At 69.9% G+C, this 26,636-nt stretch carries 17 protein-coding genes and 1 pseudogene; 12 read left to right on the forward strand and 6 right to left on the reverse strand.

Going from position 1 to position 26,636, the window contains the following annotated elements:
* Positions 1–50: 50 nt before the first annotated feature.
* From ABEG17_RS15350 to ABEG17_RS15375, 6 genes are all read left to right on the forward strand, one after another.
* Complete coding sequence (locus tag ABEG17_RS15350; protein ID WP_406830348.1) at positions 51–938, forward strand: TraR/DksA family transcriptional regulator; 888 nt, start codon at positions 51–53, stop codon at positions 936–938.
* Complete coding sequence (lspA, locus tag ABEG17_RS15355; protein WP_406830349.1) at positions 911–1,597, forward strand: signal peptidase II; 687 nt, start codon at positions 911–913, stop codon at positions 1,595–1,597. Before ABEG17_RS15350 ends, lspA begins: the two co-directional genes overlap by 28 nt.
* Positions 1,590–2,513: an RluA family pseudouridine synthase gene (locus ABEG17_RS15360; RefSeq protein WP_406830350.1), complete on the forward strand. Its 924-nt coding sequence runs from the start codon at positions 1,590–1,592 to the stop codon at positions 2,511–2,513. Before lspA ends, ABEG17_RS15360 begins: the two co-directional genes overlap by 8 nt.
* A gap of 147 nt (positions 2,514–2,660) precedes the next feature.
* The gene (gene dnaE, locus ABEG17_RS15365; RefSeq protein ID WP_406830351.1) at positions 2,661–6,275 is read left to right on the forward strand and encodes a DNA polymerase III subunit alpha; all 3,615 of its coding nucleotides are present in this window, start codon (positions 2,661–2,663) and stop codon (positions 6,273–6,275) included.
* A 21-nt stretch (positions 6,276–6,296) separates the two neighbouring features.
* Positions 6,297–8,480 carry a S9 family peptidase gene (locus ABEG17_RS15370; RefSeq protein WP_406830352.1) on the forward strand — a complete coding sequence of 728 codons (2,184 nt, stop codon included), beginning with the start codon at positions 6,297–6,299 and terminating at the stop codon, positions 8,478–8,480.
* Positions 8,481–8,634: 154 nt separating this feature from the next.
* Positions 8,635–10,890, forward strand: a complete 2,256-nt coding sequence (locus tag ABEG17_RS15375) for a SpoIIE family protein phosphatase (protein WP_406830353.1) — start codon at positions 8,635–8,637, stop codon at positions 10,888–10,890.
* Between the two features lie 127 nt (positions 10,891–11,017).
* On the opposite strand, the gene ABEG17_RS15380 is transcribed toward ABEG17_RS15375, so the two are convergent.
* Positions 11,018–12,778 carry an FG-GAP-like repeat-containing protein gene (locus ABEG17_RS15380; RefSeq protein WP_406830354.1) on the reverse strand — a complete coding sequence of 587 codons (1,761 nt, stop codon included), beginning with the start codon at positions 12,776–12,778 and terminating at the stop codon, positions 11,018–11,020.
* Positions 12,779–13,033: 255 nt separating this feature from the next.
* On the opposite strand from ABEG17_RS15380, the gene ABEG17_RS15385 reads away from it, so the two are divergent.
* Positions 13,034–13,198, forward strand: coding sequence for a hypothetical protein (locus tag ABEG17_RS15385; RefSeq protein ID WP_406830355.1), 165 nt, complete (start codon positions 13,034–13,036; stop codon positions 13,196–13,198).
* A 100-nt stretch (positions 13,199–13,298) separates the two neighbouring features.
* Here the strand turns inward: ABEG17_RS15385 and ABEG17_RS15390 are convergent, their stop codons facing one another.
* Complete coding sequence (locus ABEG17_RS15390) at positions 13,299–15,506, reverse strand: MMPL family transporter (RefSeq protein ID WP_406830356.1); 2,208 nt, start codon at positions 15,504–15,506, stop codon at positions 13,299–13,301.
* A gap of 188 nt (positions 15,507–15,694) precedes the next feature.
* Between ABEG17_RS15390 and ABEG17_RS15395 the strand changes: the two genes are divergently transcribed.
* Together ABEG17_RS15395 and ABEG17_RS15400 are read left to right on the forward strand one after the other, a co-directional pair.
* Positions 15,695–16,267: a TetR/AcrR family transcriptional regulator gene (locus ABEG17_RS15395; protein ID WP_406830357.1), complete on the forward strand. Its 573-nt coding sequence runs from the start codon at positions 15,695–15,697 to the stop codon at positions 16,265–16,267.
* A gap of 25 nt (positions 16,268–16,292) precedes the next feature.
* A complete protein-coding gene (locus ABEG17_RS15400) occupies positions 16,293–18,584 on the forward strand; it encodes a glycoside hydrolase family 3 N-terminal domain-containing protein (protein ID WP_406830358.1) in 2,292 nt (763 codons plus the stop codon).
* 30 nt (positions 18,585–18,614) lie between these two features.
* Here ABEG17_RS15400 and ABEG17_RS15405 read toward each other — a convergent pair whose 3' ends face one another.
* Complete coding sequence (locus ABEG17_RS15405; protein ID WP_406830359.1) at positions 18,615–18,968, reverse strand: VOC family protein; 354 nt, start codon at positions 18,966–18,968, stop codon at positions 18,615–18,617.
* A gap of 179 nt (positions 18,969–19,147) precedes the next feature.
* Here ABEG17_RS15405 and ABEG17_RS15410 point away from each other — a divergent pair, with 179 nt between their 5' ends.
* Both ABEG17_RS15410 and ABEG17_RS15415 read left to right on the forward strand, forming a co-directional pair.
* Positions 19,148–20,581: a right-handed parallel beta-helix repeat-containing protein gene (locus ABEG17_RS15410; RefSeq protein WP_406830360.1), complete on the forward strand. Its 1,434-nt coding sequence runs from the start codon at positions 19,148–19,150 to the stop codon at positions 20,579–20,581.
* Between the two features lie 257 nt (positions 20,582–20,838).
* The gene (locus ABEG17_RS15415; protein ID WP_406830361.1) at positions 20,839–21,468 is read left to right on the forward strand and encodes a hypothetical protein; all 630 of its coding nucleotides are present in this window, start codon (positions 20,839–20,841) and stop codon (positions 21,466–21,468) included.
* Between the two features lie 63 nt (positions 21,469–21,531).
* Here the strand turns inward: ABEG17_RS15415 and ABEG17_RS15420 are convergent, their stop codons facing one another.
* The 3 genes and pseudogenes from ABEG17_RS15420 to glnA form a co-directional block, all read right to left on the reverse strand.
* Positions 21,532–22,305, reverse strand: coding sequence for an SGNH hydrolase domain-containing protein (locus ABEG17_RS15420; protein WP_406830362.1), 774 nt, complete (start codon positions 22,303–22,305; stop codon positions 21,532–21,534).
* Positions 22,306–22,642: 337 nt separating this feature from the next.
* Positions 22,643–23,725, reverse strand: a pseudogene (locus tag ABEG17_RS15425) (acyltransferase family protein); the annotation flags it as partial.
* Positions 23,726–24,564: 839 nt separating this feature from the next.
* On the reverse strand, positions 24,565–25,989 hold the full coding sequence (gene glnA, locus ABEG17_RS15430) for a type I glutamate--ammonia ligase (protein WP_406830363.1): 1,425 nt from the start codon (positions 25,987–25,989) through the stop codon (positions 24,565–24,567).
* A 159-nt stretch (positions 25,990–26,148) separates the two neighbouring features.
* Between glnA and ABEG17_RS15435 the strand changes: the two genes are divergently transcribed.
* Positions 26,149–26,625, forward strand: a complete 477-nt coding sequence (locus ABEG17_RS15435) for an RDD family protein (RefSeq protein WP_406830364.1) — start codon at positions 26,149–26,151, stop codon at positions 26,623–26,625.
* The last annotated feature ends 11 nt before the right edge of the window (positions 26,626–26,636 follow it).

Below are 26,636 nucleotides of genomic sequence, written 5' to 3' on the forward strand. Positions count from 1 at the left end.
GCTCCCCGTGATTGCGGTGAGCGCCCTGCGACCGAGGGGCCCGGCACACCATGGTTCACAAGGCACACGCCGCGACGAAGTCTGCCGCGGGCAAGGCATCTGCCAGCATTCCCCCGACCGCCAGGACGACGCCAGCGAAGAAGGCCGTCGCGACGAAGACTGCGGCGACCAAGGCCGCGACGACCAAGGCCGCGACGACCAAGGCCGCGACGACCAAGGCCGCGACGACCAAGGCCGCAGCGAAGAAGGCCGCGCCGGCCACGAAGGCTGCGACGCAGAAGGCCACGTCGGCCAAGGCCGCGCCTGCCCGCACGGCTGCCGCGACCAAGGCTGCCCCTGCCACGAAGGCGCCTGCCACCAAGGCAGCGGCGACCAAGGCTGCCGCGACCAAGGCTGCCGCGACCAAGGCTGCCCCTGCCACGAAGGCGCCTGCCACCAAGGCAGCGGCGACCAAGGCTGCCGCGACCAAGACAGCACCCGTCAGCAAGGCTGCGGCGACCAAGACCGCCACTGCCACGAAGGCCGCCGCCACGAAGGCGACGCCCGCGTCGCTGCGGGTCCGGGACGACGAGTCGCCGTGGACCGCCAAGGAGCTGCGCGACGTCCGGGCCGAGATCGAGGGTGACGTCGAGCACCTTCGCCGCGAGATCACCGTGGCCGAGGCCGACCTCGTGGGTCTGATGCGTGACGCAGGCGACGGTGCGGGCGACGACCAGGCCGATGCCGGCGCCAAGACGTACGAGCGTGAGCAGGAGATCTCGCTGGCCAACAACGCCCGGGACATGCTCGACCAGAACCTCCACGCCCTTGAACGCCTGGACAACGGGACGTACGGCATCTGTGAGTCCTGTGGCAACCCCATCGGCAAACTTCGCCTTCAGGCCGCTCCTCGTGCGACCCTATGCGTGACATGCAAGACGAAGCAGGAGCGCCGCTGACCGCGGCCGACGAGTCCACCTCCACCCCCGACCCCCGACCGAACCGCAGCGGACTGTTCCGGCTCCTGGCGGTGACGGCCGTCGTGGTCTATGCCGCCGACCAGCTGTCCAAGGTCCTGGCCCTGCAGACCCTGACCCCCGGCGAGCCGGTCAACGTCATCGGCGACCTCATCCGCCTCAACCTCATCCGCAACCCCGGAGCAGCCTTCTCCATCGCCAACAGCGCGACCTGGGTGCTCACCTTGATCGCCTTCGGCGTGCTGGTCTTCATCATCCGCACGGCCCGCCGCATCGGCAGCCGCGGCTGGGCCTGGGCCCTGGGCCTGCTGCTCGGTGGGTCGGTGGGCAACCTCACCGACCGGATGGTCAGGGAGCCCGGCCCGGGTCGAGGCCACGTGGTCGACTTCATCGACTACTTCGGGCTGTTCATCGGCAACGTCGCCGACATCGCCATCGTCAGCGCGGCGGTCCTCATCGGCATCCTCGCACTGCGGGGCATCGGCGTGGACGGCGTGCGCGCCGGTCGGCACGAGGCCGGTCGCTCGGACCGCGCCTCCACCTCCACCCCAACCTCCACCCCAACCTCCACCCCAACCTCCACCCCCAGGACCGCCTCCGAGGGCGGTTCCCCCGCCGGTCAGGACGACGCCCATGCCTGACGCACGCACCCTCCACGTCCCCGACGGCCTCGAGGGCGAGCGCGTCGACGCCGCCCTGGCGCGTCTGTTCGGCGTCTCGCGGACCAAGGCCGCCGACCTCGCCCAGGCCGGTGACGTCCAGCTCAACCACGCCCCTGCAGGCAAGTCCGACCGCGTGACCGCCGGAGACCTGCTTGAGGTGCTGCTGCCCAGCGCCGAGGACAGCCCGTCCCTCAAGGTGATCGCCGAGCCCGTGCCGGGCATGGGGATCATCCACGACGACGACGACATCGTCGTGGTCGACAAGCCTGTGGGTGTGGCCGCCCACCCGAGCGTCGGCTGGACCGGGCCGACCGTCGTCGGTGGCCTGGCCGCCGCGGGCTACCGCATCGCCACCAGCGGCGCGAGCGAGCGGCAGGGCATCGTGTCGCGCCTCGACGTCGGCACGAGCGGCCTGATGGTCGTGGCCAAGTCCGAGTACGCCTACAGCGTCCTCAAGCAGGCCTTCCGCAGCCGCACCGTCGACAAGAAGTACCACGCCCTCGTCCAGGGCCTGCCCGACCCCGTCGTGGGCACCATCGACGCCCCCATCGGACGCCACCCCGGGCACGACTACAAGTTCGCGGTGATGGACAAGGGCAAGCCGAGCGTCACCCACTACGAGGTGATCGAGGCGTTCCGGGCCGCGTCGCTGCTCGACATCCACCTCGAGACCGGGCGCACCCACCAGATCCGGGTGCACTTCTCGGCGATGCGGCACCCCTGCGCGGGAGACCTGACCTACGGCGCCGATCCGACGCTTGCCGCGCGCCTCGGCCTCGAGCGGCAGTGGCTGCACGCCGTCGGCCTCGGGTTCGAGCACCCGGGCACGGGCAAGCACGTCACCTTCGAGAGCCCCTACCCGGCGGACCTGCAGAGCGCGCTCGACCGCCTCTGATGAGGCGCCGACCCCGGTGGGGTATGGCGCGGACGCACGTCCTCGCCATACCCCACCGGTCGTCGGGCAGCGGCGTCGGTAACCCGCCGCGACACGGTGGGGCGACACGCCGCAGGGCAGTCGGTGGGGCGGCTTAGACTCGTCCCGATGTCCTCGCAGCCCGCCGCCCCCACCGCTCGAAGCGGGTCGAAGTCCGACTCGTTCGTCCACCTCCACGTGCACACCGAGTACTCCATGCTCGACGGTGCCGCGCGCATCGGGGACCTGTTCACCCGGGCCGCCGAGATGGGGATGCCAGCCCTGGCCACGACCGACCACGGGTACGTCTTCGGGGCCTACGAGTTCTGGAAGAAGGCCCAGGGCACCGGCGTGAAGCCGATCATCGGCGTGGAGGCCTACGTCACGCCGGGGACCCACCGCACCGACAAGACCCGGGTGAAGTGGGGCGACGAGTCCCAGGCCCGCGACGACGTGTCGGGTTCGGGCGCGTACACCCACATGACGCTGCTGGCCAAGAACAACAACGGCCTGCACAACCTGTTCCGGCTCGACTCCCTCGCCAGCCTCGACCAGGTCTACGCCAAGTGGCCACGGCTGGACCGCGAGCTGCTCAGCGCGCACGGCCAGGGCATCATCGCGACGACCGGCTGTCCTTCGGGGGAGATCCAGACCCGCCTTCGCCTCGGCCAGTACAAGGAGGCCATGCAGGCGGCCAGCGACTTCCGCGACATCTTCGGCGCCGAGAACTACTTCTGCGAGCTCATGGACCACGGCCTCGACATCGAGCGCCGGGTCCAGAAGGACCTGCTGAGGCTGGCGCGGGAGCTGAAGCTGCCGCTCGTGGCCACCAACGACCTGCACTACTCCAGCCCCGAGGACGCCAAGGCCCACTCGGCCCTGCTCTGCGTGCAGTCCGGCTCGACGATGATGGACCCCAACCGGTTCAAGTTCGACGCCGACGACTTCTACCTCAAGAGCCCCGAGGAGATGCGCCACACCTGGCGTGAGCTCCCCGAGGCCTGCGACAACACGCTCCTCATCGCCGAGATGTGCGACATCTCCTTCACCGAGGGCGAGGGCCGCTACATGCCGCGGTTCCCCTGCCCTCCGGGGGAGAACGAGGAGAGCTGGTTCGTCAAGGAGGTGCAGACCGGCCTGATGGAGCGCTTCCCCGGCGGCGTGCCGGAGTACGCCACCAAGCAGGCCGAGTTCGAGATCGAGGTCATCACCTCCAAGGGCTACGCCGGCTACTTCCTCGTCGTCGCAGACTTCATCAACTGGGCCAAGAAGAACGGCATCCGCGTGGGTCCCGGTCGTGGTTCGGGTGCCGGCTCCATGTGCGCCTACGCCATGAAGATCACCGACCTCGACCCGATCCCGCACGGCCTGATCTTCGAGCGCTTCCTCAACCCCGAGCGCGCGTCGATGCCCGACTTCGACATCGACTTCGACGAGCGCCGACGCGGCGAGGTCATCAAGTACGTCACGGAGAAGTACGGTGCCGAGCGCGTCGCTCAGATCGTCACCTACGGCACGATCAAGGCCAAGCAGGCGGTCAAGGACGCTGCCCGCGTGATGGGTCACCCGTTCGTCGTGGGCGAGCAGCTGACCAAGGCGATGCCGCCGGACGTCATGGGCAAGGGCGTGCCGCTCTCGGAGATCTACAACAAGGACCACAAGCGCTACAACGAGGGCGGCGACTTCCGCGCCCTGGTCCAGTCCGAGCCGCACTTCCAGGAGATCGTCGAGACCGCCAAGGGCCTCGAGGGCCTCAAGCGGCAGTGGGGCGTGCACGCCGCCGGCGTCATCATGAGCAGCGAGCCGCTCATCGACGTCATCCCGATCATGCGGCGGCTGCAGGACGGCCAGGTCATCACCCAGTTCGACTATCCGAGCTGTGAGTCGCTCGGCCTGGTCAAGATGGACTTCCTCGGCCTGCGCAACCTCACGATCCTCGACGACGCCATCGACAACATCAAGGCCAACCGCGACGAGGACATCGACCTCGACGCGCTGTCCAAGGACATGACCGACAAGGCGACGTTCGAGCTGCTCTCGCGCGGTGACACCCTCGGGGTCTTCCAGCTCGACGGCGGCGGCATGCGCACCCTGCTCAAGCTCATGCAGCCGGACAACTTCGAGGACATCTCCGCCGCCCTCGCGCTCTACCGTCCCGGCCCGATGGGCGTGAACGCCCACACCAACTTCGCCCTGCGCAAGAACGGCAAGCAGACGCTGACGCCGCTCGACCCGCAGCTGGAGGGCAAGCTCCAGCAGGAGATGATCGACGCCCTCGGCCCCATCCTCGGGACCACCTACGGCCTGGTGATCTACCAGGAGCAGGTCATGGAGATCGCCCAGAAGCTCGCGGGCTACACCCTCGGCAACGCCGACCTCCTGCGCCGTGCCATGGGCAAGAAGAAGAAGGAGGTGCTCGACGCCGAGTACGTCCCCTTCTCCGAGGGCATGAAGGCCAAGGGGTTCAACGAGGCGTCGATCGCCGCGCTGTGGGGCGTCCTCGTCCCGTTCTCGGACTACGCGTTCAACAAGGCGCACACCGCGGCATACGGGCTGGTCTCCTACTGGACCGGCTACCTCAAGGCCAACTACCCGGCCGAGTACATGGCCGGGCTGCTCACCAGCGTCGGCGACGACAAGGACAAGTCCGCGCTCTACCTCGGTGAGTGCCGCCGCATGGGCATCAAGGTGCTGCCCCCGGACGTCAACGACTCGGTCGGCCGGTTCGCCGCCGTCGGCACCGACATCCGGTTCGGCCTGCAGGCGATCCGCAACGTCGGCCACAACGTCGTCGAGGGGATCATCGCGGCCCGCGAGGAGAAGGGGCGCTTCACCTCCTTCAAGGACTTCCTGTCCAAGTGCCCGGCCGTGGTCTGCAACAAGCGCACCATCGAGTCCCTGATCAAGGCCGGGGCGTTCGACGGTCTCGCCGAGTCGCGCCAGGGCCTGCTGCGGGTGCACGAGGACTACGTCGACAACTTCGTCGACATCAAGCGCCAGGAGGCCATCGGCCAGGACTCGCTGTTCGGGTCCTTCGGTGACGACGACGGCGGCTCGGGGGAGTCGGTCGACTTCTCGGTGCTGCCGCCCATCCCGACGGTGGAGTGGGACAAGAAGACGTTGCTGCAGTTCGAGCGCGAGATGCTCGGCCTCTACGTGTCCGACCACCCGCTGTTCGGTATCGAGCACGTGCTGAGCTCGCACGCCGACACCTCGATCTCGAGCCTGATGGGAGAGGACGGCAAGCCTGAGGGCTCCAACGTCACCATCGCCGGCCTGATCACCGGCCTGCAGGTCAAGCGGACCAAGAAGGGCGACCTCTGGGCGATCGTCACCGTCGAGGACCTCGAGGGCGCGATCGAGTGCCTGTTCTTCCCCTCGGCCTACCTCACGGTGCAGCACGCCTTGACCCATGACGCGGTCGTCGTGGTCAAGGGCCGGGTCAACCGGCGCGACGACACCCCGTCGATCTACGCCTCGGACCTCACCCTGCCCGACATCTCCGAGGGTCCGCGTGGCCCGGTGGTCGTCACGATGGACACCAACCGCGCCACGGCAGCCAAGGTCGAGGAGCTCAAGTCGGTGCTGTCCTCGCACCCCGGCTCGACGGAGGTCCACGTACGCCTCAGCCAGCCCGGCCGCTCGGTGCTCATGAAGCTCGAGGACGCCTACCGCGTCAACGCCACCGAGGCGTTGTTCGGCGACCTCAAGGTGATCCTCGGGCCACGCTGCCTGGTCGGCTGACCTGCCCGTAGTGTTCTGCGGGTGAGCACGCCTGCGGTCACCCCGCCGCCATCCACCACCCCGCCGCGCGCCGAACAGCGCGACACCACCCGCGAGCACCACGGGGACGTCGTCGTCGACCCGTACGAGTGGCTGCGCGACAAGGCCGACCCGACGGTGGTCGCCCACCTCGAGGCCGAGAACGCCTACGCCGAGTCGGTGACCGCCGGCCTGCAGCCGCTGCGCGACGAGATCTTCGAGGAGATCCGCTCGCGGACGCAGGAGACCGACCTGTCGGTCCCCGTGGCGAGCGGGCCGTGGTGGTACTACTCACGCAGCTACGAGGGCTCGCAGTACGCCGTGGAGTGTCGCGCACCGCGGGTCGAGGGCTCCGCCCGCCCGGACCCTGAGGTCGGGGCGACGATCGAGGGGGAGCAGGTCCTGCTCGACGGCAACCTCGAGTCCAAGGGCCACGAGTTCTTCGCCCTCGGTGCGCTGAGCATCAGCCCGGACCACCGGCTGCTCGCCTATGCCGTCGACACCGAGGGTGACGAGCGGTTCGCCCTGCGGGTCAAGGACCTCGGCTCCGGCGAGGTCATCGACACCGCCGTCCAGGAGGTCGGCTACGGCTGCGTCTTCTCCTTCGACGGCCGCCACCTCTTCTACACGCGCGTCGACGAGACCTGGCGCCCGCACCAGACCTGGCGCCACGAGGTGGGCACGCCCGCCGAGCAGGACGTCCTGGTCCACCAGGAGGACGACGAGCGGTTCTGGATGGGGCTCGGGTCCTCGCGCGACGACCGCTGGATCATGATCGGGCTGGGCTCCAAGACGACCTCCGAGGTCCGGATCCTCGACGCGACCGACCCCCTCGGTGAGTTCCGCGTCGTGGCGCCGCGACGCGAGGGGGTCGAGTACGACGTCGAGCCGGCCGCCGACCGGTTGCTCATCGTCCACAATGCCGACTCCGTCGACTCCGACCTGGCGTGGGCGCCCCTGGACGCCACCTCGGCCGACCAGTGGAACCCCTTGATGCGTTCGGCCGACGGTGAACGGTTCCAGGGCGTGGAGGCATTCGACGACGTGGCAGTCCTGGCGCTGCGCAAGGACGGGCTCACCGCGGTACGTGTGCTCGACCGCGATCCCGACTCGCCGTCGGGGTATGGCGCGACGCACGACCTCGACTTCGACGAGCCGGTCTACTCGGTGGGCCTCGGCGAGAACCCCGAGAGCGCGACCCCCAGCCTCCAGGTCGTCTTCGAGTCCCTCGTGACGCCGCGGACGGTGTTCGACTACGACCTGCGCACCCGTGAGTACACCCTGCTCAAGCGTCAGCCGGTCCTCGGCGGCTACGACCCGGCCCAGTACGAGCAACGCCGCGAGTGGGCCACGGCGCAGGACGGCACCAAGGTGCCGATCTCGCTGGTCTACCCCGCGGGGAGCGTCCCCGACGGCAGCCGACCGGGGCTGCTCACCGCCTACGGCTCCTACGAGATCTCCTCGGACCCGTACTTCTCGGTGGCCCGCCTGTCGCTGCTGCAGCGCGGGTTCGTCTACGCCATCGCGCACGTGCGTGGTGGTGGCGAGCTCGGTCGCGCGTGGTACGACCAGGGCAAGCTCACGCAGAAGCGGGCCACCTTCACCGACTTCGTCGCCTGCGCCGACCACCTCGTGGAGACAGGCTGGGTGCACCCGGACCGCCTTGCGGCAGAGGGAGGTTCGGCCGGCGGGCTGCTCATCGGCGCGGCGGTCAACCTCGCCCCGGAACGGTTCCGGGTCGTGCACGCAGCGGTGCCCTTCGTGGACGCGCTGACCACGATCCTGGACCCCAGCCTCCCGCTGACCGTGGTCGAGTGGGAGGAGTGGGGCAACCCGCTCGAGGACCCCGAGGTCTACGCCTACATGAAGGGCTACTCGCCCTACGAGAACGTGAGCCGCGCGCCGTACCCGGCGATCCTGGCGACCACGTCGCTCAACGACACCCGCGTCTACTTCACCGAGCCGGCCAAGTGGGTGGCCCGGCTGCGGGAGCACACCACGAGCGACCCGGAGCAGCGGCCCATCCTGCTGCGCACGGAGATGGTCGCGGGTCATGGTGGCAAGAGCGGCAGGTACGACTCGTGGCGGCAGGTCGCCTGGGAGTGGGCCTTCCTCATCGACCAGGTCGGAGCCGCGGGCCACGCTGCGGCCGATCTCGGGGAAGGTGTCCAGCCCCGCACCTCATGACGGGGCCCGGGCGGCCGATGGGACAGGCGCCGCCGGGCGATGAGCCGAACGCGAAGGCGCGGTTGCGACGCACGGCGACACGAAATGCACAGACAGGTGAGGCCCTCTTACCGCCCGGGGATCCCTAGGCTGCAGGAGGCGAAAGGTGGGTCAGGTGGTCGACGTCGGGACGATGGGTGCACGAGCCCTCGCTGCCCAGACCGACTGGTCCCGGCTGCCCACGGGCGCGGCCGACCAGTGGCCGCCGGCCCTGCTCGCGGCGTGGGACCTGGCGCTGGACTCGTTGCTGCCGACGGCGCTGCTCGTCGGGAAGAAACGCGTGCTGCTCTACAACGACGCGTTCGCCGAGCGACTGGGGAGCCTGCACCCGGCAGCGTTCGGGCGTCCTGCGGACGAGGTGCTGCCCGAGCTGTGGGACGCGTCGCCGGTCGGCGGCCTGCTCGACCGGGTCCTGACCGATGGTGACGCCTTCCTCGACGCGGACTCGCGCGTCGGGTGGTCGCGCCCGGGTGGGTCCGCCACCACTGCCGCTCCTGACGCCTCGGTAGCGCCTGATGCCGCCCCCGACGTCGACGCCACTGACGCCACTGACGCCACTGACGCCGCCGGCGCCCCTGACGCGCCGCTGCTGGGCCACCACCTGCGCACGGGATCTGCGGTGCGGGACGCGGCCGGGGACGTGGTGGCCGTCGTGCACGTCGTCGTGGAGACCTCGTCCTCGCACGACCGGGCCCGTGCCGTCGCGGAGCTCGCGAGCGCGCTGGGGACAGCGGTGACCGTGGACGACGTGTGCAAGGTCGCGCTCAGGGAGGCGGTCGCGGCGTTCGACGCGCGCTCCGCCGGCATCTGCCTGCCCTCCCCGGAACACGGTGGGTGGCGGATCGCCCGTCGTCACCGGATCGAGGACCTCTCACCCGACGAGGAGCGGCTGCCGCTGATCTGGTCGGAGGTGCCGCAGGACCTCGCCGAGACGGTCTCGTGGGCCGTCGGCGAGCGCGAGGTCCACAGGTCGGACTCCGGTGAGCTCGTGGTGGTCCCGCTCGAGACCCGCACCGTCCGCGCCGCGATCGTCGGTTTCAGGGAGGCCACCGAGCTGCCGGCGTCGTTCGGTGTGGTGCTGTCCGCCTTCACCGACCTCGTCGCCGAGGCCCTCGGTCGAGCGGTCGTCTACGACGCGGAGCGGTCCACCGCCGAGCTCCTCCAGCGCACCCTGCTGCCGCCGAGCCTCCCGCAGTCCGACGCGATCAGCGTCGCCGCCCGGTACGAACCGGTCTCGGAGGGCACCGTCGCGGGAGGTGACTTCTACGACTCCTTCTTCCTCCCGGACGGCCGGCTGGCCCTGGTCATCGGTGACGTGGTGGGTCGAGGGGTGATGGCGGCCACGGTGATGGGACAGGTGCGAGCCGCGGTGCGCGGAGCCGCGCTCGCCGACAGCCGGCCGAACGTCGTCATGGGCGCCCTGGACCGGGTCGTCTGGGACCTCGACGCGCTGTGGCCGGCCTCGCTGCCGCTCGGCACGGCGCGAGCCAGACCGGGGATGTCGTTCGGTGGCGAGCTGTTCGTCACGATGCTCTATGCCACGATCACGCCGGAGACGGGCGTCGTCGAGATCGCCAGCGCCGGCCACCCCGTGCCGGCGCTGCTCTCGGGTCGGTCCGCGCGAGCGGATGGAGCCCCGCGGGGGCAGCTGCTGACGATGCCGGTGGGGCCTCCGCTGGGTATCGGCGGTGCCCGCCCAGCGACCGAGCTGCTCCTGGAGGTGGGCGACATGCTCGTGGCCTACACCGACGGCCTGCTCGAGCGCCGTGGCGAGGACCTCGCCGCGGGTGAGGAGCGCCTGCTCGGGGTGCTCGCTGACCTCCCGCCGAGCAGCCCGCGTCGCGTCGCGCAGCTGGTGATGGAGGCGATGGTCCCTCCGTCCGGTCAGGAGGACGACTGCGCCGTGCTCACCGTGGGTCGGTCGCCGGCCGGATACCGTCGCCGCACGCTCGTCGTCCCGCCGATGCCGGAGTCGGTCAGGGCCGCCCGGGACTGGGCCCGCGCCCAGCTCACGCAGTGGCACGTCGGCGACGCCGACCAGTACACGATCGTCACGGGGATCTCCGAGCTGATCACCAACGCCGTGCTCCACGCCGGCACCGAGTCGCACCTCACCATGGACCTGGACTCCGGGCAGGTCTCGGTCACCGTCGCCGACAGCGGCAACCGGGGCGAGCCGCTGCTGACCGGTGGCGAGGCGATGGCGGTGCGCGGTCGCGGCCTGTCCCTGGTCAAGGCGATCAGTGACGCGTTCGGCTCGCACCGGACCTCGGCCGGGACCACCGTGTGGTTCGAGGTCGTGGTGACCCCCAGCCACGAACCCCAGGCCGCGGACGGCCCGGACGGCATGGTGGCCGAGCCGGTGCGCTGAGCCGGCCACGGCCCTCAGCGCACCGGCGGTGGGGTGCCCCTCCGGCGCACCCCGTCCGGCGCACCCCCTCCGGGGCGCCCGCGCGTCCGTCGGCGGACGACCGTTCGTGGGCCGTCGCCAAAGATCGTCAGCGGACCCCGACCACCAGACCGGCGGCGGACCAGTCGCCGCGGGAGACCTGCTGACCGTAGACGGGCCCGAAGCCTCCGCGACCCGAGCCCGGGTAGGCCAGCCAGCGGCCGTCACTGGTGAGCGCCATCAGGTCGGAGAGGTTGTCCCGGTTGATGTCGCCGGCGGCGAGGACGGTCGTGAAGCTCTGCCAGCCGCGTCCGATGGTGCGACCGGTGGCGGCCCATCCGCCCCTGCCGTTGCCGGCGTAGAGCCAGAGGGTGCCGTCGGGCCTGCGGGCGATGATGTCGGCGCGGGCGTCACCCGTGAAGTCGCCGGGAGAAAGGACGGCGTCGAATGCCCCCCAACCGGTGCCGATCCGGGTGCCCGGACCGGAGAACCGCCCGGCGCCGTTGCCGCGGTAGAGGTACAGGTCGCCGTTGCTGCGCACGCCCACGAGGTCGCTCCGGCCGTCTCCGGTGAAGTCACCCGGGGACAGCAGCGTCGAGTAGCCGTTCCAGCCGCTGCCCAGGTCTACGGGGGAGCCGAAGGTGGCGTTCCCCGTGCCGGGGTGCAACCACAGGTGCCCGTCCGTGGTCCTGCTGAGCAGGTCGGGGTAGGCGTCGCCGGTGAAGTCACCGGGGGCGACCACGGCGGTCACTCCCGACCATCCGGTGGCCAGCAGGCGGCCCTGTGGGTCGGCGACGGTGTCACTCAGCGTCAGCCGACCGTCGGTGAGCGTGAGGATGTCGGAGTCGATGCGCGCGTCGAGCCCGAGGGACACCGGCGGTGCGGCATACGTCCGGATCAGGGCGCGCCAGGTCGCGGCATCGGTGACGCCGGTGGCCGTGACGCCGTTGCGCTTCTGCCAGGACGTGAGGGCGGTCACGGTGGCCGTGGAGAACGTCCCCGTGGCGCTCGCACCGATGGCGCTCTGCACGGACGTGACCGCGGGGCCGGTGCTGCCCTCCTTGAGGTACATGCCCGAGATCGAGACCAGCCGCTTCCCCGAGGAGGTGGCGGTCGGCATCGCCCGGACGGCCGGCGGCTCCTGGCAGCGCGCCGGGTTGACGGAGGTGCGCGGGCTGGCCCAGTTCGTCAGCCACGTCCGGCAGGGGCCGTACTCCGGCACCGCCACCTTCTTCGACCAGTACGAGGTGCGCTTCATGGCGCCTGCCCACGACAGCGAGATGTGGACGTGGTTGCGGTGGCAGGTCGTGTCGTATGCCGTGCCCGCCCGCGCCGCGGAGAGGCAGCCGTTGTACTCCTTCCACCCCTCCTGTGGACGGTAGGCGGACCAGGTGCGGTTGTTCCAGATCAGGTACATCACGCCGAGGCGGCGCGCCATGGCATACGGGTTGCCGGCCTTGTCCTTGGCCAGCATCCACGTGACGGCCGCGGTCGCCTGTGCCTTCTGCGTGGCGTTGCGGCTGTTGGCCATCCAGTCGACCGCGCGGCCGTCGTAGTGCTCTGAGGTCGCCAGCGAGTCGGAGGCGCAGGCACGGGCACTGCCGTACGACGTGCCGGGGTAGGTCCGCACGAGCAGGGCGCCCAGGGCTGCGGAGCCCGGCTTGGTCGAGGCGTCGCACGAGTTGGCGCCGACGTACGAAGCCAGCTCTTCGACGCCGGCCGGCAGGCCGGTCGGCGTCGGTGGCACGGCCGTCGCGGCCGAGGCGGCGGGAGCCGTGGTCAGGATGGCGCCGACCAGGGCGACGACGACGACCATGACACCGGCGGACAGGGTGCCGGCGGACAGGCGGGGGTGGGCGGTTCGGGACATGACAGCTCCGGGGGATGTGCGTGTGGGGGAGACGCATGAGCCAGTTTGTGGCATTTGGGCGGTGCCGAGGCGGGTTCAGGGCCGGATGCATCCGTTCACGGGTGCGCCGCCTCATACGAACGGCTGAGTCTGTCCGCGAAATGGTTGAGGCGCCCTGCTGCGGCGCGTCGCGCGCCCTCCCGGGGTTGGATGCTCGAGGCTGCAATGGACCTGGATCGGCGACGACGCTGATCCCGCGGAAGGGCAGGTGTGGACATGTGGCAGGTCTTCCTGGAGCGCTTCATCCCGGTGATGGAGGACGAGCCGTCCCTGCTCGACATGCGTGACGGCCTCGGCCTGTCCTTCGCCGCCCGGTCCGGCGCCACCGACCACGCGGGTGCCGCCGTGCGCCCCGAGGGCTCGGTCCTCCCGCTCGCCTGAGCCGACCGACGGCGCTTCGGCACCTCGTCGGCACCCCCCACGCCACCACGCACGGCGTTCCTGGCCCTCCGGCACCCCCGGTTTCCCACGGAGGGGTCGATCAGGCCCGGCCCTCAGTGGCGAGCTCGTGTGCCCCTTCCGGCCCAGCGGCAGTGGCCGGCACCGGTGGCAGGCTCTCGCCCTCGATGTCGACCCGCGGGAGCGCCCGGTCCAGCCAGCGGGGCAGCCACCAGGCCGAGTCGCCCAGGAACGACATGACTGCCGGCACGAGGGCGAGCCGCACCACGAAGGCGTCGACGAGGACGCCGAAGGCCAGGGCGAAGCCCATCGACTTGATGATGGGGTCCTCGACGAGGATGAACCCGGCGAACACCGAGATCATGATGAGTGCGGCGGCCACGACCACCCGGGCACCGTGCCCGACGCCCGACACGACCGCCGCACGGGCACCATGGCCGTGGACGAAGTCCTCGCGCATCCGTGAGACGAGGAAGACCTCGTAGTCCATGGCGAGACCGAACAGGATGCCGATGAGCAGGATCGGCAGGAAGCTCACCAACGGCCCCGGCGTCTGGACGCCGAGCAGGTCCGAGAGCCAGCCCCACTGGAAGATGGCGACGGTCGCACCGAACGTCGCGCCGACAGTGAGCAGGAAGCCCATCGTGGCCTTGAGCGGGACGAGCAGCGAGCGGAAGACGAGCGTCAGCAGGACGAAGCTGAGTCCCACCACCACCAGCAGGTAGACGGGCAGGGCGTTGCTGAGCTTGTCGGAGACGTCGACACCGGCGGCGGTCGCGCCCGTGAGGGCGATGTCGGTGCCGGTCCCAGCCGCGGTGGGGGCAACGGCCGAACGCAGGTCGCGCACGAGGTCGAAGGTGGCGGCGTCGGAAGGGCCCGATGCGGGGATGACCGCCACGAGCGCCGTACGGCCGTCGGCACTGGTGCCCCCCGGCGCCACGGCGACGACGTCCTTGGTCCTGGCCATCACCGCGCTCGCACTGGTCACCGCCTGCGTGACGGTGGCGGGGTCGTCGCCGTGGACGACCATGACGAGCCGCCCGTTGAAGCCCGGACCGAAGCCTTCGGCGACGAGGTCGTAGGCCACCCGCTTGCTCGTGCCGACCGGCGCGGTCCCGTCGTCAGGGAGGGCCAGGCGCATGTCGGCGCTGGGCAGGGCGATGGCTCCGAGCACGATGACGCCACCGAGGATGACGGGGATGCGCAGGCGCACCATGGCCCGCCCCCAGCCGAAGCCACGGTTGGCCTCGGACGCCTCCGGGTCGACGACGGCGCCGGTCCCGCGCTGGGCGCGGGGGAGCACCCGGTCGCCGGCGAAGCCGAGGAGCGCGGGGAGCAGGGTGACGGCGACGAGCACGGCGACCGCGACGGTGCCGGCCGCGGCGAGCCCCATCGCGGTGAGGAACGGGATGCCCACGACGGACAGGCCGGCGAGGGCGATGACCACGGTGAGCCCCGCGAACACGACGGCCGACCCGGCGGTGCCGATGGCCCGCCCGGCAGCCTCCTCGCGGCGCAGCCCGGTGGCGAGGTTGTGGCGGTAGCGCGAGGTGATGAACAGCGAGTAGTCGATGCCGACGGCGAGGCCGAGCATGAGCGCGAGCACCGGGGTCACGCTGGTGAGGTCGAACACGTGGCCGGCCAGGAGCAGCCCGAGCAGCCCGACGCCCACACCGATGAGGGCGTTGACCATGGTCATCCCTGCGGCGACCAGCGAGCCGAACGTCATGAGCAGCACCACGAGCGCGACCGCGACACCGATCGCCTCGGTCGAGCCCACCTCGGGCTCGGCCATCAGCGGCTCACCACCCGCCGCGACCGTCCAGCCCGCCGGGGCGTCCTTCCCGAGGTCCTCGTATGCCGTGCGCTGTGCGGGGGTGAGCGCGTCGGCGGTCTCCTTGAACTGGACGGTGACCAAGGCATACCGACCGTCCTGGCTGATCGCCTTGGAGTCGTAGGGACTCACGGCTCCGACGACGCCGGGGAGCGCACCTGCTCGGGCGACGATGCCGGCCACGACGGCCTGGTTGGTCTGGGCGGCGACGTTCTGGCCCTCGGGGGCGCGGACCACCACGGTGCCGGAGGCGCCACTGGCCTGGGGGAACTCCTTGGCGAGCGAGTCCAGGGCCCGCTGCGACTCCGTCCCGGGGATGGCGACCCCCGCGGTGGGCGCCGTGCCGACCGACACGACGGTGGCGACGAGGGCGCCGAGGAGGATCAGCCACACCGCGGCGACGACGCCGCGACGGCGGAAGCCGAGGCGTCCGATCCGGTAGAGAAGGTTGGCCATGGGTGCGCTCCCGGTGCATGGTGACCGACCCCCGTGGCCGACCGCACATCAAGTTAGTCGATCGGCTAGGTCGAGACAAGCCGATCGGCTAACCATGCTGCTACCGTGACGGCCACGGGCGGCTGACGGCCGTCGGCGCAGGACGATGCCGCGCGGCGCAGGGGCCGCCGGCAGGACCAGGAGGGGCGATGGCCAGACCACAGGCACCCCGCGGACAGGGCAGGGCCAGGGTCCTCGCCGCGGCGCTGGAGCTGTTCGCCCTCCACGGCGTCAGCGGGACGTCGCTGCAGATGATCGCCGACCACCTCGGCGTCACCAAGGCGGCCGTGTACTACCAGTTCCATGCCAAGGAGGACATCGTCCTGGCCGTGGTCGAGAACGCCGTCGAGCAGCTGCGCGGCTACATCGAGACGTCCGAGGCGGCGCCCACCCCGCAGGAGGCGACGGCGGTCGCCCTCGACGGGCTGGTCGACGTCGTGCTCGCCCACCGGAAGGTCGTGGCGGCCATGCTGAGCGACCCCGAGGTCTCCCGGATCCTCGAGGCGCACGAGGACTTCACCGACCTGACGACCCGGCTCGGCGCCCAGCTGCTCGGACCGGCCCCCAGCCAGCGCCGTGTCGTCGCCGTGCCGCTGCTCGCCCTCGGGATCGCCCACGCTGGAGCCGATCCCCACCTCGTGGGCATCGACGACGAGACGCTGCGGGCGGAGATGCGCCACCTCGGACGCGTGCTGGTCGACGCCTCCACATCCGTCCACTGAGGCGTCGCGCTCCGCTTCTCCGGCGATGGATCGCGCGACCCCAACGGCCGCCGGGCCTAGCATCCTCGGTGTGACCGAGACGCTGCCGTACCTCGACCCCGCACGCCCCGTCGCCGAGCGCGTCGCCGACCTCCTGGGGCGGATGACCGTGGAGGAGAAGGTCGGCCAGATGATGCAGCTCGACGCCCGCGCGGGGCTGGAGGGGCACGTGCTGACCACGCACGTCGGCTCCATCCTGCACGCCTCGCCCCAGCGGCTCGCCGAGGCGCACGACCTGACCGCGCGGACCCGGCTGGGCATCCCGCTGCTCGTGGGGGAGGACTGCATCCACGGTCACTCCTTCTTCGAGGGCGCCACGATCTTTCCGACCCAGCTGGGCATGGCAGCGAGCTGGGACCCGGAGCTCGTCGAGCGGGTGGCCCGGGCCACGGCGGTCGAGGTGGCTGCGACCGGTGTGCACTGGACCTTCTCGCCCGTCCTCTGCATCGCGCGGGACCTGCGGTGGGGACGGGTCAACGAGACGTTCGGAGAGGACCCGCACCTGCTCGGTGAGCTCGCGTCGGCGATGGTGCGCGGCTACCAGGGCGCTGGGCTCGACGACCCGACCGCCGTCCTCGCGACCGCCAAGCACTTCGCGGGGTACTCCGAGACCCAGGGCGGTCGCGACGCCAGCGAGGCCGACATCTCCCGGCGCAAGCTGCGTTCGTGGTTCCTGCCGCCGTTCGAACGCGTTGCGCGAGAAGGCTGCCGGACGTTCATGCTCGGCTACCAGACCATGGACGGTGTCCCGATCACGGTCAACGACTGGCTGCTGAACGACGTGCTGCGCGGTGAGTGGGGCTACACCGGCACGCTCATCACCGACTGGGACAACGTCGGCCGGATGGTGTGGGAGCAACAGGTGCAACCAGACCACACGCATGCCGCGGCCGCTGCGGTGCGGGCCGGCAACGACATGGTCATGACGACACCGCAGTTCCGTGACGGTGCGCTCGATGCGATCTCCCGCGGGCTACTTGCCGAGTCCGACCTGCACCCCGCGGTCAGCCGCATCCTCACGCTGAAGTTCGAGCTCGGGCTGTTCGAGGACCCGCGACGGCCGGACGCGCGACGCCAGGCCGAGGTGATCGCCTCGGCGGAGCACACCGACCTCAACCTCGAGGTGGCGCGGCGCTCGCTGGTGCTGCTGAGCAACTCCGGTGTCCTGCCGTTGGTGACGGGCGACGCCACCAGGGTCGCCGTGGTCGGTCCGCTCGCCGACGACGCGCAGACCCAGCTGGGGGACTGGGCCGGCTCCTCCGGCCAGGCCGACTGGATCATGCAGGGCCACCCGCGCAGCATGATCACGACCGTCCTGGACGGACTGCGCTCGACCGTGCCGCAGGGCTGGACGGTCACCCACTCCCGAGGTGCCGACATCCTCACGCTCGCCGAGGACCCGGCTGGGGCGTTCTTCCCCGACGGGCAACCACGCCCCCAGGTCGCTGTGGCGTGTGCCCCTGACGCAGCGCTCATCGACGAAGCCGTGGCCGCCGCTGCCGACGCGGATGTCGTCGTGGCCGTGGTGGGTGACCGCATCGAGCTCGTCGGTGAAGGTCGTTCGACGGCGACGCTGGAGCTCGTCGGTGGCCAGGTCGCCCTGCTGGACGCGCTCGCCGCCACCGGCACGCCCCTGGTCGTCGTGCTGCTCGCGTCCAAGCCCCTCGTGCTGCCCGACTCCGCGCTCGACGCCGCCGCCGTGGTGTGGGTGGCCAACCCCGGTATGCAGGGTGGCCGGGCTCTCGCGGAGCTGTTGCTGGGCCACATCGAGCCGAGTGGGCGGCTGCCGATCTCGTTCGCGCGCCACGTCGGCCAGCAGCCGACCTACTACAACCAGGTCCGCGGCCAGCACGGCGACCGGTATGCCGACCTGACGCAGCGGCCTGCGTTCGCCTTCGGTGAGGGGCTGTCCTACTCGACCGTCGAGTACAGCGACCTCACCCTGGGGACCGCGGCCGTGGGTCCAGCCGATACGGTGCAGGCGCGAATCACCTTGTTCAACAAGGGAACTCGCCCGGTCCTCGAGACGGTCCAGGTGTACGTCCGCGACCTGGTCACCTCGGCGAGCTGGGCCGACAAGGAGCTCAAGGCGTTCACCCAGGTCCGAGTGGCGGCAGGCGACTCGGTCACGGTCGAGGTGGAGGTCCCTGTGGCGGACTGCTCGATCGTCGACGCCGCAGGTCGCAGGGTCGTCGAGCCAGGTCGGTTCGAGCTGCTGGTGGGGGCGTCGTCACGCAACGAGGCGCTGCTGGCCGCGGTGTTCGAGGTGGTCGCGTAGCCGGGGTGGCTGTGGAGGTGGCTGTGCCGCTCAGCTGACGCAGAGGCAGAGGGGGTGGCCCGCGGGGTCGAGGAAGACCCGGAACGTCGTGCCCGGCTGATGCGCGTGCTTGGTCGCCCCGATCGCGATGACCTCGCCCTCCGCCGTGTCGAGGTCGGGGACCATGACGTCCAGGTGCATCTGTTGTGGTGACTCCTGGCCAGGCCAGATCGGCGCCCGGTAGTTCTCGACCTTCTGGAAGCAGATGCACTGGCCGTCTGCGCGGATCTCGTACCAGTCGTCCTGCCCGGTGACCTCCCAACCGAGCAAGCCGGCGTAGAAGGTCGCCAGCGCGGCCGGGTCGGGGCAGTCGAGGACGAAGCTGGGGAAGCGGGCGATGGCCATGTCGGCACCGTACCGAGGGTTGCGGACGGTCCGCGTCCGGAAGGCCACCCCGGCCAGAGAGTCACACGGTGGCGACTCCCTCAGTTGGCGCAGAGCCCCTGCGCCGGGCGGCGGATGTCGTATGGCGGGTCCGTCGCCAGACTGGGGCCACATCGAATCAGCGCTGGAAGGCAGGGGCCATGACGCGTTCGAGAACTCCACGGCGTGTCATCGCGCTGGCCACAGGCGTCATCACGGCGGTCCTGGGACTGACAGCGCTACCGGTCGGTCCGGCCTCGGGCGCCGTGACGTACCTCTACGTCCGCGGCGGCTCCGGTTGCTCCGACACAGGCTCGGGCACCAGCGCGGTGCCCTTCTGCACGATCGCCAAGGCTGCGAAGGTCGCCGTTGCCGGCCAGACCGTGCTCGTCTCGTCGGGCACGTACGTCGACGAGGTCTCCCCCTGGCACTCCGGGGTGTCGGGCTCCCCGATCACCTTCCAGCCCGCGGCCGGCGCCACGGTGACGATCTCCGGCGCGAGGCATGCTTTCACGATCTCCAACCAGAGCTGGATCACGGTGTCGGGCTTCACGATCAAGAACACGTCGCGGGACGGGATCTACCTCTCGAACGCCACCAACATCACCCTGTCGCGCAACACGGTTCAGGCCGCCGGCCAGCGAGCCAGCGGAGCGACGGCATACGGGATGTACCTCAACGCCGTGTCCAAGTCGGTGATGTCCCGCAACCTCGTCACGAACAACTCCTCGTCCGGGATCTTCCTCGTGAACGGCTCCACCGCCAACCAGATCTACGGCAACGAGATCTCGTGGAACGCCAACGGGTACACCCGGGCAGCCGTCGGCATCGACCTGCGGGCCCCGGGCAACCTCGTCAGCAGCAACCGCGTCCACGACAACGAGGACTCCGGCATCCAGGCCTACCCGGGCGGCGACCGCAACACGATCGTGAACAACGTCGTCTACCACAACAAGGGATTCACGACCGTCCGCCAGACCAACTGCAGCCCCCCGAGCAGCGGCAACACAGCCGGTTGCATCACGGGTGACCACGGCATCGACAGCTATGGCGTGACGGGCGGCACGGTCGTGGGCAACACCGTCTACGACAACGCCGCGTCCGGGATCAACCTCGAGGCGGTGCCGGCGGGCACCTCGAGCGGTTTCACCTTCGCCAACAACATCTCGGTCGACAACGGGGTGCTCTGCCCGAACGGGGCCGGCGGCACGGTCTCGTGCCCGAGGACGACCGGCGACATCCGGGTCGACGCCGCGTCCCGCCTGGGGACGACCCTGGACTACGACCTGGTCAACCTCAGCGTCAGCGGCTCCGTGATCGTGTGGGGGACCTCGTTCTACACCACGATCTCTGCCTTCCGAAACGCCACGGGTCAGGAAACCCATGGGCTGCAGGCCAACCCGCGGTGGACCAACCCGGCGCAGGCTGTCTTCACGCTTCAGGCCGGCTCGCCCGCGATCGACTCGGCCAACTCCAGCGCGCGCGGCCAGACCACCACCGACGCGTCGTCGCGGTCTCGGGTGGACGACTCAGCCACCACCAACACCGGTGCGGGCGTGCGCACCTACGACGATCGGGGTGCCTACGAGTTCTAGCCCGCAACAGCGGCCCGGGCTGCTCCTGGTCGCCGTCGGGTCGTTGACGGGGACGCGAGGTCCGTGGTGCCTGTGCACGGCTGCGCCCTCGGCCCGGACCGCAGGCATCCGGAGGTGGGCGAACACGACCACCAGCGCACGCCCAACCATGTGCAGGCGCGGCAGTCCTGACTGGCCCAGCTCGCGGCTGAGATCGAGCACGTGACCTGCATGTGCCAGTGTGGCTGCGGGCCACGAGCCCCGAGAACCGCCTTCCGGTGGCGTTGGCGATCTTGGCCGCGATCGCCCTGCAGCTTCGGCTGCCGGACCGCTACGGGCTCCAGCGCCGCTGGCTGCCGCCGGTCCTTGAGCTCGTCCTGCTCGGCGTGCTCACCGCCATCAACCCGGTCAGGCTGAAGCCAGCGACCCGGTTCGGACGGATCGCCAGCGTGGCAATCGTCGCCGCCATCACGATCGACAACGGCATCGCGGCCGGGTCATTGGACCTGCACATCCTGCGGGGCACGACCGGTCAGGATGCGTTGGGCCAAGTCGCTCCTTGCCGCGCGCCGCTTCGCTCCCCACTCCAGCAGGTCTCAGGAGCCACGCTCACTCCCCGTCGGGTAGGCGGCGCCGCCCGCGCACGGATACCGATGATGGGCACGCGCCCCCATCCGGGCCATAGTCTCGTGCTCGCCGGACATGAGGGGCGCTGCTGGGTTCACGGCCTCAGGCTGGCGACGGCGGCGGAGCGGTCCAGAGCTCGATGGAGTCTGCCTTGCCTGTCCGGTGTTGCCAACGCAACCCACGCAGTGGCCCAGGTTGTTGAGGCAGCCCGGTTCGTCGGTGTCCGGAATCGCCTCACCCTCCCGTCAGGACACGGGCGATCCCGGGCAAGGTTCGCGTGACTGGCACGCCGGCCCATGTGGTGGCGTGGATGGGCGGTCTCCAAGCACGGACCGCCGACCGAACTAGGGGAGGCCGGCGAGCTGCGTCGCGACGAAGGGCGTCAGGAGCTCGGCGTACTCGACGCTGATGTGCGAGGTGTCGCGGTAGACGATGACATTGCCGATCTGCCCGAAGCACGTGGTGGCGTCGCAGAACTGCGGTGTCAGGTCGAGGACTGACACGTTGGGGTTGCCCATCGCTCGGGCGGCGGTCGCAGCGAGGTCGTCGGGCAGCGCCGCGCTGCGCGCACGCGCGCACGTCTCCGGGTGGCTGCCGGCGAGTTCCACGCAGTTGGGGATCGCCCGATCACCGGTGATGGGGACATCGCGCAGGACATGCACCCGTTTGCCCGCATCGGTCCAGCGCTTCCAGGTCATCTGAAAGCCGTCCGGGCCCGGGTTGGCCAGGGCGCTGCCAGGGATGTTGTCCCAGTCGTAGGCGGAGGTGAAGGAGGTCACGAAGACATCGCTGATCGCGGGGTCGTCGAGGATCTGCCTGTCTACCTCGGCGTTGAACGATTCGCAGGCGAGCTGGCGCTGATCGTTCGTCTCGCTGTTCAGGACCCGACGTGCCGACGTGGCCGGGCATGAGCTCTTGGTCGAGGCGATGACATCCCAGCCGAGCCGCTTGCCCAGCCGGTCCATGAGCGGGGCCATGGCGCCTGCATGCGAGTCGCCGAGGAGGGCCACGGTCCGCTTGGGGTTCTTGGACTGGCCAAGGTGGCAGGTCTTGAGGTCGCCCGAGGCAAGGTCCTGCTGACACCGGGAAAATATGTCGAGGTCGCCCTCCCGGGCCACGACCTCGGGGGGGCGCCACGAGCGGGCCGACTCCCGCGACCGACGCGCAGTGGTTCGCGGGGACCAAGGCCGCCGGCCCCACGCATCGCGAGTTCCCGCTGAGCTGGACGGCGGAGGCGTTGGCAGCTTCGGTCTGGCGACGGTCGAGTTCGGAGTTGAGACCGACGCTGGCGGCGACCAGCACAAGCATGCCCGCGAAAGCGAAGGCGAAGGCCCGCCACGGGGCTGCAGCCAACAGCGGCCGGGTGCGGAGAGGGTCCTCGACGAACCTCTTGCTGAGCCATGCCGTCACCACACTGAGGACCAGGATACCGAGCTTCTCGGGCCACCTCAGGACATGCCCTGTCACATAGGGCACCCCGATGACCAGCGGCCAGTGGATCAGGTAGATCGAGTACGAGGTGTCGCCAATGAAGCGGAAGGGTGCCCTCGAAAGCCACCAGCCCGCGCTGGTGCGCCCACCGGTTCCGGCCATGATGACCGCGACCGTGCCGAGTACGGGGAGGAGGGCGATCCAGCCGGGGAAGGCGCTGCGCTCGGTGAAGGAGAACCCGGCGAAGCCGATCGCAGCCACTCCCGCCCAACCGGCCACGAAGGCCGCACGCCGCACGAGCTGGCCCGTGACGAGCGCCGTGAGTGCACCCGCAGCGAACTCCCAGGCCCTGGTGAAGGTGCTCATGTAGGCGAAAGGCTGGTTCTGGGCCGTGCTCCACACGGACCACGCGAGGGACGTGAAGGCCAGGACGGCCAAACCGGCGATGAGGATCCGACGCTGTTGGTGAGGGGTGGCTCGGGTCGTGGCCGCAACAGTGCGGCCGCGTGCGAGGGCCCAGCGCTGGACAGCGAGGAGACCGACGATGAGCACCGGCCACACGGCATAGAACTGCTCCTCGACCGACAGAGACCAGTAGTGCTGCGCCACGGTGGGCACGTTGTCGAGGGCCATGTAGTCGACCGCATCCGAGGCGAGCGCCCAGTTCTGCACGTAGAGCGCGCTCGCCGCGAGCTGGCGGGCCGCCTGCTGCCACAAGGTCGCGGGCGCAAAGAGAAAGACCGCCAGGGCTGAGATCGTGAGCACCAGCAGCGACGCCGGCAGCAGGCGCCGGATGCGCCTGGCCCAGAAGCGGGTGATGCGCAGTCTCCCGGTCTGCGCGATCTCGCGAAAGATGTGCGAGGTGATGAGATAGCCAGAGATCACGAAGAAGACGTCGACCCCCACATACCCCCCGCTCAGTCGCTTCGGCCACAGGTGAAACAGCACCACAAGACCGACGGCCAGTGCGCGCAGGCCCTGGATTTCGGGGCGATACGCGTCGTGGTTGCGGTGGCCAGAAGTCTGCGTGGGGCTCGACTGCGGTCGCGCGGGGGGACGGGGTTCTGCGTGGGGGGATGACGTGGCGAGGGTTGGCAAGATGTTCATTCGGGCAGCAAGGTATACCAGCGGCGGGGGCTGGTCCCGCCGACTCGCGGTGACCCCGCCGAGCAAGTCGCTGCACTGCTCGCGCGTGCTGGGGGTTGACGGACGCGGATTGCGCGGACCCACCGCGTCAACACCGGTGCCGACAGCAGCCGTGGCTGCTCTTCGGCCATGGCGATGCGCCACTTCCGCCGGTCAAGCATCTGGACGGCCTCCTCGACCGACACCTGTACTTGCCTGCGGCAGGCGTCGAGGCACCGGTCGCCCGGGTCGATGGGGCGGTGTCCCCGCTCCGGCGTGGATGGGCGAGGAAATCGTGAACTACGGCCTCATCCCGAGCATCATCAGAAGCAGCTCACTCCGCCCGAAGGAGGAAAGGTCGAGATTGCTCGAGCACGCCGACGCGCTCGGGCCCAGCACTTCACGGGGCTGACGCCATATCCCACATGGGCATCAACCGGGAGGATCGGTCCCACGTGTGCACCCAGTGCGGCATGCCGGTCATCCTCAAGCGAGCGCCGCGCCCAAGCGAGACGATCTACTGTCGCAGCGTTTATTACCAACGACTACGAAACCGATTGAAGCAGAGGGAATTCCGAGCGAGCAGGGCCGCAGATGGCAAGCATCACGAATCGATCTGACGGTCGATCACGCGTCGGACGTGACACCCTCAACACGCACGGGCGCATGTGGCCCGACGCAGACGAGCCCGCCCGCACTGCCTTTGGTGTAGTGCTGGCAGTACGGGCGGACTCGCTGAGCAAAGCCGCGAATCTTGCGGACCAGATGCGGACTGGAGACGCATCGTGAACGCTGAGCCGCGGGTCAGCAGGCCGATTCGCTCAGATGTCGAAGTACATCTCGAACTCGTGCGGGTGCGGGCGGAAGCGGATGGGGTCGACCTCGTTCTTGCGCTTCCACTCGATCCAGGTCTCGATGAGGTCCTGGGTGAACACGTCGCCCTCGAGCAGGAACTCGTGGTCGGCCTCCAGCGCGTCGAGCACGGCCGGCAGCGAGCCGGGGACCTGCTCGATGGCGTCGTGCTCCTCCGGCGGGAGCTCGTAGAGGTCCTTGTCCACCGGCTCCGGGGGCTCGATGCGGTTCTTGATGCCGTCCAGGCCGGCCATCAGCATCGCGGAGAAAGCGAGGTAGGGGTTGGCCGACGGGTCCGGGACGCGGAACTCGACTCGCTTGGCCTTGGGGTTGTCACCGGTGATCGGGATGCGGATGCAGGCCGAGCGGTTACGGGCCGAGTAGACCAGGTTGACCGGGGCCTCGTAGCCGGGGACCAGGCGGTGGTAGGAGTTCACCGTCGGGTTGGTGAAGGCGAGCAGCGCCGGGGCGTGCTTGAGCAGGCCACCGATGTACCAGCGGGCCAGGTCCGACAGGCCGCCGTAGCCGCGCTCGTCGTAGAAGAGGGGCTCGCCGTCCTTCCAGAGCGACTGGTGCGAGTGCATGCCTGAGCCGTTGTCACCGAAGATCGGCTTCGGCATGAAGGTGACGGTCTTGCCGCCCTCCCAGGCCACGTTCTTGACGATGTACTTGAACTTCAGCACGTCGTCGGCAGCCTGCTTCAGCGTGTTGAAGCGGTAGTTGATCTCCTGCTGACCGGCGGTGCCGACCTCGTGGTGGGCGCGCTCGACCGACAGGCCGGCCTCCTCGAGGGCCAGGGACATCTCGTCGCGCATGTCGGCGAAGTGGTCCGTCGGCGGCACGGGGAAGTAGCCACCCTTGTAGCGGGTCTTGTACCCCTTGTTGCCACCCTCCTCCTCGCGACCGGTGTTCCACGCGGCCTCGACGGAGTTGATGTAGTAGTAGCTCGCGTTCTGCTTGGTCTCGAAGCGCACGTCGTCGAAGACGTAGAACTCGGCCTCGGCGCCGAAGTACGCGGTGTCGGCGATGCCGGTCGACTTGAGGTAGGCCTCGGCCTTGGCAGCGATGTTGCGCGGGTCGCGGGAGTACTCCTCGCCGGTGAACGGGTCGACGATGGAGAAGTTGAGGATGAGCGTCTTTTCCTTGCGGAACGGGTCGAGGTACGCGCTCGTGGGGTCCGGGACCAGCTTCATGTCGGACTCGTGGATGGCCTGGAAGCCGCGGATCGAGGACCCGTCGAACATCTGGCCTTCCGTGAAGAAGTCCGCATCCAGGCTCTTGGCGGGCACGTTGAAGTGCTGCATCACGCCCGGCAGGTCGCAGAAGCGCACGTCGACGAACTTGACGTCCTCGTCCTTGATGAACTTCAGGACCTCGTCAGCATTGCTGAACAAATTGGGGCCTCCTGTTGGTGGGACGGAGGGGATCCGCCCATGACTGAACTGCTGTCGACGTCGACCCTAACGGGTGGAGGTTGCCCGGCCATGACCCGAATGTTTCGTGGGTGTTACACCCCCTGCGCCTGCCACCGGGTGGGCGCATAGGCTTTCGGTGTGGTTGACCGCAGGGACATCGGGTCCTGGCTCGAGGGGCCGGGTTCGCGCTCAGGTGACCCCTCGTCATACCCGGGGGAGCGCCTCGGTATGCCGCGCGACGGTGAGGGTTCGCTCGGCCGGTTCGGGCGCCGGTTGCTCGGGGTGGTCATCGACTGGACGGCCTGCCAGCTCATCGCCTTCGCGTTCTTCAGCGTCCCGCTGCCGTTCACCGCTGTCGCGACCAGCCGCGACAGCCTGGTCCTGCTGGGCCTGTTCGCGATCGAGAACCTGCTCCTGGTGAGCACCGTCGGCTCCACCCTGGGTCACCGCGTCGTGGGCCTGCGCGTCCGGTCGACCGACGGCAGGACGGCGCGCCCGTTCCAGACGCTGGTGCGCACCGTCCTGCTCTGCCTGTTCATCCCGGCGATGTTCTGGGACAAGGACGGTCGCGGCCTGCACGACAAGGCCGCCGGCACCGTCATCGTCCGGACCTGACCAGCCGCGCT

It is taken from the genome of Pedococcus sp. KACC 23699 (assembly GCF_045348425.1).
Lineage (GTDB): Bacteria > Actinomycetota > Actinomycetes > Actinomycetales > Dermatophilaceae > Pedococcus.